Genomic DNA, 13,554 nt, shown 5'->3' with positions numbered 1-13,554 from the left:
AGAGACGGAGAACCGCATCCCCGGCTTCACGGAAATCAGGCCGCTCGATCGAGCAGCTTCTTGGCCTTGGCCTCCATGTCGAGGCGGGCGTCCTGATGTGGCTTGTCGCGCGCGATGGCGGTGATGCCCTGAACGAAGTCGAAGATGCTCTCCGGCGGGCGACCTTCTTCAGCCAGTACCGTGTCGATGATCTTCCCGGCCTCGGCCTTGGAGAAACCTCGACGGCGCAGGAAGTCGGCGCGGTCTTCGTCGGTTCTTGCCACGATCCGCTGGCGCGCCGCCTTGATCCCGTTGACGAAGGGCAGGGGCGAGGAATTCGCGAAACTCAGCAGCGCCGGGGCGGCCTCATGGGCGAAGCGATTGGCGGCGTATTTGGAGTGGCGGATGGTGATTTCCTCGAAATCCTCCACGCCCCACAAATTGCGATTCTGGCAGACCGCGCGGAGATAGAAGCTCGCCATGCCGAGCGTCTTGGCGCCCACCTCGGAATTCCAGCAATAGAAGCCGCGGAAATAGAGGTCGGGCGATCCGTCCGGCAGTCGGCCGGCCTCAATCGGATTGAGGTCGTCAACCAGGAACAGGAAGACGTCGCGATCAGAGGCGTAGAGCGTCGTCGTGTCCTTGGTGATGTCGACGCGCGGATTGTAGACGCCGGTCGACCAGTCGAGCACGCCGGGCACCTTCCAGCGTGTGTCGCCCGTGCCGTTGCCGGCGATGCGCTGCACGGCTTCCACCAGTTCTGCGTCGAAAATCCTCCCATAATCCGGGCCGGTGACAGCGCGCAGTTCCGTACGGCCGTCGTCGGTCTCCAGCGTCTTGATCTGCTCGGCGCGATTGGAACTCAGACCATACTGCAGATTGATGGCGGCGAGCGCGGCCGGAAGCTGCCGTAGATAGGCGGCGGGTGCGCCGACCAGGCTGGCGAGCTGGCCGAAGGACCAGTGTGTCGGCGCAATGGTCGCATCGGTGCCGGGCAGCATCAGGGCCAACCGCTCCGGGTCACTGCGGTTCGCCTCCACATGGATCAGGGCGCTTTCCACCACGCGCGTCCGGCTGCGGTCGGCGCGGTCGCGCACCGATCGAGCCAGTTCGGAGAGCGAGAGGTAGCGTTCGTCGGCCGGACGCGAGAACCACTCAGACGAGACGCGGCCGACCCGCTCGCCGCGGCTGACATCCACTTTGTAGCCGCCGGTGGTGTCACGGCGCGCATCGAGGACTTGCATGTTCATGGGACCAAACTCCACGACGGGCGCGGGAGCCTCTCTCCAGCTATTTACCCGTCACGGAAACCGGTCCGCACTCTCACTCTCAGGGGGCGTTGCGGGGTCTCCCCGCAGAAGGGGTCGGTCGAGACCTTGAGCTCGACCGCAGGGGAAGGCTTTCCCCCTATCGCAGGCCACTTTTCGCAGTCGTCCGCGCCGGTAGTTGTGCTCACCGATAAGGAAGCGAACCGGAACCCGCGCTCGAGTGAGCAACATCATTCGGCGCTGGTTTCCATTCAGAGCAACTCACGCTCCAACTCATCTTTCCGGATTCGCCAGTCCGGCATTATCCGGCTCAACAAGTCTTGCCACCCGGCGCCGTGATCCGGATGCAACGCATGTGTAAGCTCATGGGCAATGACGTAATCGATCAACGAAGGCGAAGCGCGGATGAGCTCAAGATTGAGCACGAGCGCGCCTTTGGCCGTGAAGCTACCCCATCTGTGTGTCATCTGGCGGATGACCAGTCGAGGCCGCTCGATGCCGAGCCTTTCGAACGGTGGCAGCATGGCCGCCAGCCGCTCGGGAAACACGCGATGGGCGTGGAGGCCGTACCAGTGCCGAAGCACTGTGCGACGGAATACCAAACCCTTGTCCTGCGGTAGCTTGAGGATGATCCGGTCGCCGTCGATACGTACGTCAATCGTCGGATCGGGCTGGAACAGAAGCCGATACGGTCGTCCAAGCAGGAGGTGGGTCTCGCCGCTTTCGTATTGCCGCAGGGGCGTGCGGGGTCGCCACCGGTCGAACCGGGCTTGCTGACGAACGATCCAGGCGCCGCGCCGCCGCACCCGGCTGACGATGTCGGCGTCCCGCGCGTGCGTCGGGGCGGAAACGACGACTTCACCGTCGGGCGTCACCGCAATACGCAGTGTACGCCGCTCGGACCGTTCCACCGAAAATGCGATGGAAGCTCCGCCCCAATCAAACGCAAGGTCAGTGGATCCGGCCATCGTCCGCCATTCGCACGCGCGCTGAGGCGATGACGTCGTCCATGATCGCGTCGAGCACCGCGGGGTCGACTGCGAGTTTCCTTCGTCCGATCACCTCATCGAAGAAGAAGTCGTCGATATCATTCCGAATTCGGTTCTCAGTGTCCCGATCGCTCTGCCACCCAATTACGCGGTGCTGAGCAACGATCCGGGTGACCGCTTCCGCGATATCCACGGCGACACCGTCGCGATCGAAACCGGCCTTCGCGAGCTCGCGACGCGCGATACCCCAGAAGGCTGTTTCATGGCTCTTACCGCGAATCGCTTCCGGTGTTGGGTCGTCGGCGTCCTCGCGCCGTTCGGCGGAATCCCTGAGCCGGCGGACTTCGGCCAGGTAAGCCTTCTCTTCCAGACGCCCTCTCCGGAACGCGTCGATAGCATCCCGGATCAGCTTGGAAAACTTCTCGAAGAAGACGGGATCCTGCGCCCATTTCTCTTCGATTACCTGAAGGGCACGATGGGCAATTTCGTCGGCGATTGAGGCGTCGGAGCGAGTTTTACCCGCGCGTGCCGCCTCGATCGCGCCTTCATCGAACACATTCAGCGGCTCGACGACCGTGATCACCTCGTGCGCAGTTACGTGCTGATCAAGCAGCGTCCGAACGCGGTGCTCATAGTCTGACCAATCTACCTTCTCCGCATAACGAGCCCGGACATGCTCCCTAAGCGCTATGAAACGTTTTTCGTCAGTCCTCCATCGTCGGAGACGCTCGGGCGGAGTTTCCTCCTGGAAGGTGCGCGACGACAGCGCAACGGTGAGACAGCGCGAGAACTGGCCAAGCCTGCGGTAGAACTCTTCCCGCAGCGCCTCGTCGATCAATGCCTTGGCGTAGGCCTCCTCGTCGAAGCGGTTTGTGATCCCGCTGAACAAATCGAGGAGCGCTGCGTGCAGCGACGGCAGACGACGCGCCTCATCTGCCACATCGGTCAAAGCTTTCGCCAAATCCTCATCGTCAAAGGCGGCGAGTGCGTCGTTCGCGCTCAGGGCGTCGCCCAGACTTCTGAGAACCCCACAATAGTCGATGATGTAGCCGAAGGGTTTCGGCGGTGCGCCCTCTTCGTCGAAAATACGGTTCACGCGGGCGATCGCCTGCAGCAATCCATGCTCTTTCAGAGGCTTGGCGAGGTAAAGGACCGTGTTGCGTGGCGCGTCGAAGCCGGTCAGTAGCTTGTCGACCACGATCAGGAGATCAGGGTCACCTGGTCCCTTGAACGCGTCGATGATTCCTTTGTTGTAAGTTTCCTCGCCTCTGTAACGCGCCATCATGCGACGCCAGAATGCGACGACAACATCGTCTACCCCCTCGTCAATGTCCGTGTCGCCTTCTCTCTGATCGGGAGCGGAGATGATGACCTCGGCGCTGATCTCGCCGAACTCGTCGATCAGACGCTTCAAAATAATGGCGTCCCGCTTGGAGGGGGCCACAAGTTGCCCTTTCAGGCCCGAGCCCTTGAAGTGTTCGGTGAAGTGCTGGCTGACATCGAACGCGATGCATTTTAGCCGCGAGGCGACGCCGGCTACGGCGCGCGGACGGCTCATCTTGCGCTTCAGGTCATTAGCCTGGGCAGAGGACAGTCCGCGGGTAACGCGGTCGAACCAGGTGTCGATCGCCTGTTCATCGACGTCCTCCTCGACGTGTCGGCCTTCATAGAGGAGAGGAACAACGGCGCCATCGCCCACTGCGTCGCGCATCGAGTAGACTGGGTCGAAGAGCGGTCCGAACTGGCGAAAGGTGTTCCGCTCGCGCTTGGCGATCGGCGTGCCGGTGAAGCCGATGAAACAAGCTTGTGGAAACACCTCACGCATGCGGGCGTGAAGGCTTTCAAGGTCGCCGTACTGGCTCCGATGGCTCTCGTCGACGAGCACGAAAATGTCGCTGCTTCGGTCGACAACACGCCGCTTGCCGAGCGCCGCACGAAATTTGTGAATGACTGTCGTGATCACTCGGGCGCGCTCCTCAATTAACTCGATGAGGTGCTCGCCGGTTCGGGCGCGCTGAGGGGCAAGTCCGGTCGCTGCGAAAGTGCGGGCAATTTGGTCGTCGAGGTCAGTACGGTCCGTTACGAGCACGAGACGCGCGCCCTTAACGGCGGCGGTCAGGGTGCGGGCGAGCATGACCATGGTCAGCGACTTGCCCGACCCTTGCGTGTGCCAGACGACGCCGCCGGCCCGGCGGCCGTTTTCGAGCTTCTGGACGCGTCCGAGCACGCTGTTGATCGCAAACACCTGCTGGTGGCGCGCGACCTTCTTCACTGGCCCATCGAACAGGGTAAAGCGCCGCGCCATGTCCAGCAGGCGTTCCGGCCGGAAGAGGGCGACGAGGGTCTCGTCCAGTCGCGTCGCTTCGCGGCCTTGTTCAGCTTGGGCTTCGAAGCGCCGACGGTGCGGGGCGAAGTCGTCGAATATCTGCTTGGCTTCGATAGAGTCGAGCGAACGGGCGACCACTTTCCTCGTGAAGTCGGGAGCGTCTTCCCGCTCTCTCCAGCTCGACCAGAACTTCAGGGGCGTGCCAACAGTCGCATAGCGCGGTTCATGAGGATTAGCGGCCAGGACGAGTTGAACCGAGAAGAAAAGGTTTGGACATCCCACCTCGGCCTTTTGGTTGCGGATGGTCTGCGTAATACCTTGTTCGGTCTTCTCCCGTGACGATTTCACCTCGATCACGGCGAACGGGATGCCGTTAACGAAAAGGACGAGGTCGGGCCGAATTGAACCACCTCCGGGCCACTCGACCGGATACTCGGCCGTCATATGGAAGGCGTTCGCGCGCCAGTCGTCCCAGTCGATATAGCGGAAAGGCCACTCGCGAGCCGTGTCGTCGATTGTCTGCGGCAGAGCGATGCCGAGCTCAAGGAGGTCTGTCACCACCTCGTTTGTCCGAAGCACACCATCATACCTGACGCCAGACAGCCGCCGGATCGCCGTTTCGATGTTTGCTTCCGAGAACAGGTGGCGTCGATCGCGCCAGCTGATGTGGTTCAGTCGTGCCAACTGTTTGCGCAAGATGTCGTCTAGGAGCACGTGGCTACGTCGCCCTTGACGCATCCTGTCGACGTCGGCGCGGTTGATATAATGCCACCCTAACGATGACAGAGTCGCTAGCGTCGCGAGTTGGGCACCGCCGGCCTCTGAAAGGGCAAACTCGGGAGAGGTGTTCATGCTGAGGCCGCCGCCAGCTCCGGTTCCGCATTGTCGTGGACGGCGCCATTTGGCAGGACTCGTTGAAGTACAGCCCGCTTCTCCTTGGCCAGGACCTCAACCATGCGGCGCGCCTGCTGTTGCTCACGCGTCGCAGCGTCGAGAACTTGCAAAATCGAATGCTGGTCCGGTATGGCCGGGAAGGAGACCGGCAGCGCCTCGAGCACGTCGGTTGCTAGACGGCCAGTCCCGTGACCGGCACTGTCGACTCGATCCATCAACGTCTTGCGGCTCGCCTTGAGAGCGTAGGCCAGAAAGCGCGGATCAAGTCCCGGCTTGGGCATTAAGGCTTTCACATCTTGGTTGAAGGTCAGGTCGCGCATGGCGACCCCAATGGGAAGATCTTTGAACAGGCCCATCCCGCGGACCAAGATCAGCACCGTACCAGCCTGCACAAGCGTGATCTTCGCTGCGCCCTCGGCTGTGAGCCGCTCGACTGAGCTGTCTAGCTCGAAAGTCTTCAGATCCTTCGCCGAAATCCAAGGTACATCGCCGCTCCAGAATGACGCGCGGCCACGGTCAGGGGTCCCGCCAGACTTGAAGGTGGCGAGCGCGCCAAGCTCGTCTCTGCTCCAGCCATCGGTGAGCGGGCCAGATTGGTGAACACCGATCAGGCGGGCGAGCAAGCCATAGAGTCGCTGCTCTTTCAGAACCACTAATCGCCGCGCCTGTGCGATCGCCGCGTCCCAACGAAGCAGGGCGTGCCCCATGCTCTTTTGGACCGGAAGGTCAGGAAGCGTCACGGGTATTGAACTGAAGTCGTCGAAGTAGAGGCGTAGTCGATCCTCGGTCAGGCCATGCGAATAAGCCCAGAGCAGATGAAGGACACGCTCAGACTTGAACAGTTGGTAGGCAAAGGCGGGGTCAACGTTCGATTTCGGCCGCAGAACCACGTAGGCGGGACTGACCATGGCGTCACGATCGGCCAGCCCGCACGCGCCTTGCCACATGCGCATCATATTGTAGGCAATGTCGCCGGCTCGGACGAGCAAATGATCCTCGGGTCCCAACGTGGACTCAGTTCGACGATCGATTGCGTTGCGAAGGACTAACCCGTCGTGCTGCGTGACGGACATCACGGGCAGCCCGGCGCGACCCGGTTCCTGCCGATTGTCGAAATAATCTCCCAACGTGCATGGATTGGTGGAGGAGAGGCGCTTCATACTCGCACCCCCAGATCTGCGAGGCACGCGTCGATCACCTTGCGGGTCGCCGCCAAGTCTTGCTCGATGGCTCGGATCTCCTGTTGAACGGTCGCAAGGTCGATTTCCGCTTCCGGCTCGAATGTATCAACATAGCGCGGGATGTTGAGATTGAAGCCATTCTTCTCAATCTCGGCGAAGGACGCCTTGTGCGAGTATTTCGTGACTTCGGTGCGTGTCTGGTAAGTGTCCACGATCGCCGACAGATGACCCTCATCGAGCTGGTTTTGCTTCTTGCCAGGGGTGAAGCCACGGCTCGCGTCGATGAATAGGACATCCTTTTCATGCTCGCGCAGTCCACCTGTCTCGCGGGCGCGGTCAAACACCATAATGCAGACGGGGATGCCTGTGGTTGGGAACAACTGCGCCGGCAATCCAACTACGGCATCCAACAGATTGTCCCGCACGAGACTCTCTCGGATGCGGCCCTCGGCGCCACCCCGAAATAGCACGCCGTGCGGCGCAACGACCGCGACGCGTCCTTCTCCTGGACGGGCCACGGCGATCATGTGGAGGATGAAGGCGTAGTCGGCCTTGGTCTGCGGAGGCAAGCCGCGCGTAAATCGACGATGGGCATCGGCCTTCACGCCGTCGCCCACCCACTTATCCAGGCTAAAGGGCGGGTTTGCGACGACGACGTCGAAACGCATCAGATGGTCGCCCTCGAGGAGGAGGGGATTGTTGAGCGTGTCGCCCCACTCGACGCGTGCGCTGTCCTGTCCGTGCAGGAACATGTTCATCCGCGCAAGCGCGCGTGTCTGGCCGTTCGATTCCTGACCATACAAGCGGAAGTTCTTGCTCCCGACCTCTTCGCCAGCGCGCAGCAAAAGTGCGCCGGAGCCACAAGCAGGGTCGCAAATGCGAGCGCCTTCCTTGGGCGCAGCCAGCTTTGCGACCAACTCCGACACCCGACGTGGCGTGAAGAACTCACCCGCTTTCTTGCCGGCGTCCGAGGCGAAACGCTCAATCAAATAGATATAGGCTTCACCGATGATATCTTCTTTGACGTCACGAAGATCGAGGGCAGCCTTCCCGAAGTCTTTCAGCAGCGTTTCGAGGCGCCGATTACGGTCTTTGGTCTGGCCGAGATTGGCCTCCGAGTTAAAATCAATGTTGCGAAAAACGCCCTTCAGCTTGGGATCATTGGCTTGTTCAATGCCGTCCAGCGCGATGTTGATCAGCTCGCCGATGTTGTCGTTCGCGCGCCGCTCGAAGAGGCTGTCAAAGGAACTGAGAAAGCGGTCGATCACCTCGCCCTTGCTGTTGCGGACCTCGACCTCCTTCAGCTTGAACCGCTCCCGCTCAAGCTTGCGACGGATCCTCAGCTCGCGGACATCTGCGGGATCGTCCCGATACTCCTCAGAAAACTCGTCGTAGTGCTTCTTCCAGATGTCGCTGATGTACTTCAGGAATAGAAGAGCAAGGATATAGTCTTTGTACTGAGTCGCATCGATCGTCCCGCGGAAGGTGTCGCAGGCAGACCAGACGGAGTTCTTAATGTCGTCAATGGTGGGCATAGGTTTATCCTTCGGTTGAAACGCGTAGCGCTTCCAGGATCTGAAGATCAGCAGCCGTCGCATGGCGCTCAGCCAGTTGGATCAGCAGCTCGCGATGTGTTCGATGCGCGCGTGCGAGCTGACCGATGGAGCGCTGCCGTTCGAGCGGAAGATCGGGCAGGTCGAGTTGGGCAATATCATCACGGGCGATGCGGGGCAGAGAGGCGCCGGCGGTCGACGCGCGCAGTCTGACACCCGTTTGAGGCAACAGGAGAAAGGCCAGTAGAAATGAGGGGTCAAGTCGGGTCGCTTCCGGCCGGACCAAGTATAGATCGAGGCTCGCGTAAGCGCCGAAAAGATCCTCGTCAGCCTCGGCGGCAAGCGTTCGCTCGCCACGTGCGGCCACCAAGATGTCGCCTGCTTGAATGGGCAGCGCACGGGCGACGAGCGGCCGCTCCCCAACCGTGAGGTCTTTGCGAGCGCCTGTGAGATCACGAATCTGCACGAAACGGACGGGGTCGTCCCGCAACTTGTCCGGGGCAACACCAGTAGCGATCAACGCGAACTTTGAGAGAGCGACCATGGCGGCACCTTACGCCGCCACAGCAAAAAATCAAGCGAAATCCAGTAAGAGGACTTCTCATACAGAAAAAGCTTATTGCAATCTGGCTGCAGTCGCTTCATGCTGTGCAAACGAAAACGGGCCCGGCGTTGACGCGCCGAGCCCGCTGGTCCCCAGCCGCGGCTTTGGGGCCGCAGACGCATGGGTGGTCGAACTCCTTATGTGCGTCGTGCTTCGTACTTGGTCAAGTCGCGCGAACCATGAGGACTACAAATGTACTACGAAAGTATCGCACCGACGGCTGGCGCTGGCGCCTGGTCGCTTCCAACGGCCGCATCATCTCGATGTCGAGCGAGGCATATGTCGCCGAAGGCGATTGTGATCGCTCGATCGAGATCAACAAGGGGTCGTCGGCGGCGCCGGTCCGCCGCGCGTAACAGGAACGGGGCGCGGGCAATGTCCGCGCCCCGTTTACTCGTCCGAAGCCATGCGCGCTGATCTTGTTGTTTACAGTCTTCCGCATGAGCCGATATGGGCGGTTTGGTCCTCTGCGTTCTAGGCCCCCCACAAGTCGTCAGGACCGAGATAGCTCAGATCGAGCTGAGCGATATTCTGAGCAACATTCGCTCGCACAAGGCCGCGCCTATTTGGATTGAGCGGGTGCTGCAGCAGGCCGATCGGATGCCCATCGGGCGCCAGCACCAGCGGCTGCCCATTTCGATGATAGAGGCTAACAGGCGTTCCCGGTGGTGCGGGGGCGGCGAACCACTCCACGTTCCCAAGATAGTCTCGCCGCGCCCAGGTCCGGTTGTCGGACGGCGCGAATTCCTGGATGAATTCGAGCCACATGCTGCGGGTCGCGGAGGTGGGCCACTCTGGTTGGGCCGACCATGCCGCGACGCCAGGCGAGCGAAGCCAAGCGCGCAATTCCGCGCCGGTCGTAAATGTGGCGCCGGTGTCGGCAACGACCTTGATGGCCGCAAGCCGCGAGTTGAAGCCGGCCTGTATCAGGATGGAAGCGGAGCGGTTCATCGTCCCCGTTTCGACGGCCGGAACGGCGAGGCCGAGTTCATGATCCGCCAGCGCCAGGCCGAACACACCAACGACATCGCCGTTGGCGGCAGCACGGACTCGCAACGCCTCCATGGCCCAAGGCAGGCGATAGACCAAACCGCCCTCGATAAATTGCAACGTCTCGGCTTCCTGGCCGCCGACCGCCCCGGCGAGGCGTTGGCCGAGCAGCCAGCAGCGCAAAATGTCACGCCAGTTGGCAGGGAATGGATCGGGTTCAAATGGGTAGAAGGCGAAGACCCGTTCCGCAATCCCGGTGATGGCCGCGATCGCGGCTTCATGGTCGGACAGCATCAAGGCTGCGTTCGCCTGGATGAGAAGCAAGTTGGCCTCGGGCGCGATGGCGTCGAGAGCGTGCCCGGCTTCGAGACCGAGACCGGCCAGGAAGTAGCCGCGCCGCGTTGCGGCCGTGGAATTTGCCCAGACGTACCGGCTTCGCGTGAGGAGCGTGGCGCGGTAGGCGGCGCGCGATGCGTCGTCCACGCGCAGCAAGCGCCGCTGCCAGAGCGAAGACTGAAGGATCGTATCGAGCGCGGCCTCGATCTGATCATCAGGCACGTCGGCCTCGCCGATAAGGCTGAGAATGGCGGTGTCGAGCGTCGCCATATGGCGCTCCCACTCGTTCAGCGCTCGCTCACGCTTGTCTGCCTTTTCGCCAGCGACTTCCGGGAAGGTCCATGCTGCCGCATTGTTGACGACATAGTCGATGAGCTGGTCGAGGTTGCCGCCAAGTCGTCTGTGCATCCGTGTGAGCAGCGAGAAGATGAGCTGGACGAGCCCGCTCTCCATTTCGCGGGCGCCGAGATCCTCGATCAGGCCCACCCACTCGTCGTGCTTCTTATTCTTTGTGTCCTCAAAAATGGGATAGAGGACAAGGCCTTCGACATCGATATAGGCGCGGCCGGCGCGGCCGATGACGTTCTTGAACTCCGACACCTTGATTTTCTCGCCATGCCGATAAAGCGAATGCATGACGACTGCGGTCGCCGACAGGTTCAGGCCCTGGGCCAGGGTTGGTGATGAGATCGTGACCTTGAGCACGCCGTCACGCAGGAGACGCTCGACCTCCTTGCGATAGGCGGTCGGCAAGGCGCCATGGTGAAGGGCCACGCCAAGCCGCAGGCATTTGAGGATATCGCTGTCCGGGCCCAGCCATTCCTCCCCGAGTGCGATCGCGGTCCGCAAGGTGGCTGGATCGACGGTGAGCAACGATGTCAGCGCCCCGCGCGAGTGGAGGTCGACGATGACCTTGGCGAATGGCTCAACGCTCCGGCGCTCCGGGCAATAAATCAGAACCGTCTGACCATCGCTGACGAGCCGCCAGGCGGTAGCGAGGCTCAATTCCGGCTGATTGTCCGGGAAGAGCCGCGTGCGAAGCTTCTTCGGCGGTACGAATAGAGGCGGCGCCGCGCCCGTGAGAAACCGGGGCACAAAGGGCTTTTCCTCACCGACGCGGAGATTCAGGCGGGCCGTTGGCGAATTCCAGGTCACTTCGCCAAAGCGCAGGCGGGTTGGACGCCAATCGTGCTTGATGGGCCCGCCAAGCTGGTCGCGGCGCAGCCACGCCGAGAAATCCTCGAGCTGCTCCCCATCGGGAAGAATGGCTGACAGACAGACGATGCGGCGTTGATCGGCGTCCTGTCGATGCAGCAGGCGCTGAATCTGAACCTCGTACCGAACCTCGCGCTCGCCAGGTCCAATCATGTGGCCCTCGTCGAAGACGAGAAGGCCCACGTCGTCGAGCAGCGACGGATCGTTCCTCAAGGCGAAATCGAGCTTCTCCGGGGTCGCGACGACGATGTCACGCTCGCGGATCGCGTCCTCATCGAAGCCAGACACGCCGATGCTGCCGTAGAGGGCGGAGATGGTTTTGCCGAGCGGCCCGAAGGTGCGCTGGAGCGTGGTTTCCGTCTGCGCCGACAGGGCGCGCAGCGGCGTCACGAACATGACCCGACGGCGGCCGGCCAAGCATCTTAGGATAGACAATTCGGCGACCCGGGTCTTACCGGCGCTGGTCGGAAGCGAGACGACAAGGTTGTCGGTCTGATCGACGGCGCGCGCCGCAGCCTCGACCTGCGAAGGCCACAGATCGATCTCGGCGCGCTGGCGGCGCGCGAGCACGGCGATGAAGAGCTCGCGAAGGCCGGGCCATTCAGGTGCGGCGCCGCCGGCCGGAAGGACAGGGACTTTTTCGTGGAAGGTGCTCGCCCAGAGATCGGAGAGCAGATGGATGGCGACCCGATGCACCCACCACTGCGGCAAAAGGTTCAGCTCTGCGCAGATGTCGAGGCTTTGGCGAAGCTGCGCGATCGCTCGATCCACAAGGACGCGCTCTCCGCGATCCAGTGCCAGCAGGAAGATGGCGAAGGCGCCGAAGAAGGCATCGGTCAGTGCTAGGTCGAGGCCCTCGAAAAGGAATTCCTGCCCGTTGCGCTCCGGCGCGTCGGCCGCCGGCTCGGCAAGGCGCTGCTGGAGCAGCGCTGCAATTGTGGCGTCCGACCCTCGGCCGTCCAGGCGGAAGGCATAAATTCGTGCCCGCAGCTCTGTGATGTCTCGCCGCATCAAAAGCGCGAGCGCTTGTTCGATGGGCGAGAAATTGCCCTCGGCCGCTACGACCGCCAGGAGGGAGTAGGCCCGCGCGGACAGATGCGCGAGATGATAGCTTGCCGCCGCCATGACGAAATGGAAATCGCGATCCGCCTCGGCACGATTGCCTTTTGCCATAACCGCTTCGAGCGCGGTTGCCGCCTGTTCGAACGCGATCCGTGCCTGGCTTGGGTCGCCATTGAGTTCGAGGAGGCGTAGCCCTAACCCAAGCAAGCCATAGGCATAACTGTGGAGGTCGAAGCTGAGTTGGGGCGAGAAGGCGGGCGCTTCAGGTGGGAGAACGCCGTCGCGCCAGATCATCGCCCGCGCCTGGCCCCGCGCGATGAGCCTGCCGCGGAAGCCCGTCGTCGTCGCTTCCGTTATGGCGGCTATTATCGCGTCAGGGCTGGTTGGCATCGGCTATGACCTGAGCGTAGACGGCCCCAACGAAGGCGGCATGGCCATCGACGTGCAGACCGACACCCCATTGTCCGATTGGACCAGGGTAAGCTTGCAGCGCCTGCGTCAGCAGCGCGTGCGGAGAGTTTCCGGAGAAGGTGAAGAGAAGATGTTTGACGCTCTCGGGCGGGATGCCGTGCCGATAGAGCGCTTCGTCGATCGCGTCGACAAGCGGCGCATCAGTGCCCAGTTCCATCAACCGAGCCGAGATAAAGGACAGCGCATGCGACGACGGGAGGCCGCCATCCTTATCGAGGCCGATCCGCGCCTCCTGTAACGTCTGGGCACGGAGGTCGATGCGGCTCTTCGCTTCCGTCTTCAGGAAGCGAAGGCGCTGCGTCGCGGGATCGAGGATCATACCGATGACGTCGTCGCCGCGCATCGCCATGTTGCGGTGATCCTTCCAGCGCAACCGTTTTATGGGCGCGCGATAGCCGCTGTGTGCATTGATCCACTCAGTTGCGTAAATCTCACCGAGATCGCCCGAACGGATCTGCGGCGTCTGAGGGAGAAGATCGGTGATCATCTTCGCGGCGGCGGGCTTTCCCAGCCTTGCAAGCGCGCCGGCGATACGTTCCTCGGCGGCGTAGTGGACCGGCAGGGCCGTGGCCGTCACCTGTATGCCGGTCGCCGAGTCGGCAGGCCGGCCCGTTATGACCCGAACGTGATGATTGCCTGCGGCGGTGTCGGCGGAGTCGCACCAATCGTTGAATTGAACCATGCGC

9 protein-coding genes are annotated in these 13,554 nt (G+C 62.0%); 1 reads left to right on the top strand and 8 read right to left on the bottom strand.

Going from position 1 to position 13,554, the window contains the following annotated elements:
* Nucleotides 1-35 precede the first annotated feature (35 nt).
* The 6 genes from PKE78_RS03780 to PKE78_RS03755 all read right to left on the bottom strand — a co-directional run bounded on the left by PKE78_RS03780 (nucleotide 36) and on the right by PKE78_RS03755 (nucleotide 8,734).
* Nucleotides 36-1,229 (bottom strand): DUF932 domain-containing protein, encoded by a 1,194-nt coding sequence (locus PKE78_RS03780; RefSeq protein ID WP_271199506.1) that lies wholly within the window; start codon nucleotides 1,227-1,229, stop codon nucleotides 36-38.
* A gap of 269 nt (nucleotides 1,230-1,498) precedes the next feature.
* Nucleotides 1,499-2,215, bottom strand: coding sequence for a M48 family metallopeptidase (locus PKE78_RS03775; protein ID WP_271199505.1), 717 nt, complete (start codon nucleotides 2,213-2,215; stop codon nucleotides 1,499-1,501).
* A complete protein-coding gene (locus PKE78_RS03770) occupies nucleotides 2,199-5,414 on the bottom strand; it encodes a type I restriction endonuclease subunit R (RefSeq protein ID WP_271199504.1) in 3,216 nt (1,071 codons plus the stop codon). The genes PKE78_RS03775 and PKE78_RS03770 overlap by 17 nt, the downstream gene beginning before the upstream one ends.
* The gene (locus PKE78_RS03765; RefSeq protein ID WP_271199503.1) at nucleotides 5,411-6,616 is read right to left on the bottom strand and encodes a restriction endonuclease subunit S; all 1,206 of its coding nucleotides are present in this window, start codon (nucleotides 6,614-6,616) and stop codon (nucleotides 5,411-5,413) included. The genes PKE78_RS03770 and PKE78_RS03765 overlap by 4 nt, the downstream gene beginning before the upstream one ends.
* The gene (locus PKE78_RS03760) at nucleotides 6,613-8,172 is read right to left on the bottom strand and encodes a type I restriction-modification system subunit M (protein ID WP_271199502.1); all 1,560 of its coding nucleotides are present in this window, start codon (nucleotides 8,170-8,172) and stop codon (nucleotides 6,613-6,615) included. Before PKE78_RS03760 ends, PKE78_RS03765 begins: the two co-directional genes overlap by 4 nt.
* 4 nt (nucleotides 8,173-8,176) lie before the next feature.
* Entirely contained in the window at nucleotides 8,177-8,734 is a 558-nt protein-coding gene (locus tag PKE78_RS03755) for a restriction endonuclease subunit S domain-containing protein (protein ID WP_271199501.1), read from the bottom strand.
* A 239-nt stretch (nucleotides 8,735-8,973) separates the two neighbouring features.
* Between PKE78_RS03755 and PKE78_RS03750 the strand changes: the two genes are divergently transcribed.
* Nucleotides 8,974-9,150, top strand: a complete 177-nt coding sequence (locus PKE78_RS03750) for a DUF1508 domain-containing protein (RefSeq protein ID WP_271199500.1) — start codon at nucleotides 8,974-8,976, stop codon at nucleotides 9,148-9,150.
* 118 nt (nucleotides 9,151-9,268) lie between these two features.
* Here PKE78_RS03750 and PKE78_RS03745 read toward each other — a convergent pair whose 3' ends face one another.
* Both PKE78_RS03745 and PKE78_RS03740 read right to left on the bottom strand, forming a co-directional pair.
* A complete protein-coding gene (locus PKE78_RS03745; RefSeq protein ID WP_271199499.1) occupies nucleotides 9,269-12,787 on the bottom strand; it encodes a DEAD/DEAH box helicase in 3,519 nt (1,172 codons plus the stop codon).
* A complete protein-coding gene (locus tag PKE78_RS03740; RefSeq protein ID WP_271199498.1) occupies nucleotides 12,771-13,550 on the bottom strand; it encodes a Hachiman antiphage defense system protein HamA in 780 nt (259 codons plus the stop codon). Before PKE78_RS03740 ends, PKE78_RS03745 begins: the two co-directional genes overlap by 17 nt.
* Nucleotides 13,551-13,554: the final 4 nt, after the last annotated feature.

This window comes from Methylopila turkensis (assembly GCF_027922325.1).
Classification (GTDB): Bacteria; Pseudomonadota; Alphaproteobacteria; order Rhizobiales; family Methylopilaceae; genus Methylopila; species Methylopila turkensis.
The sequence above is the reverse complement of the archived record's forward strand: the minus strand, read 5'-3'. Positions and strand labels throughout refer to the sequence as shown.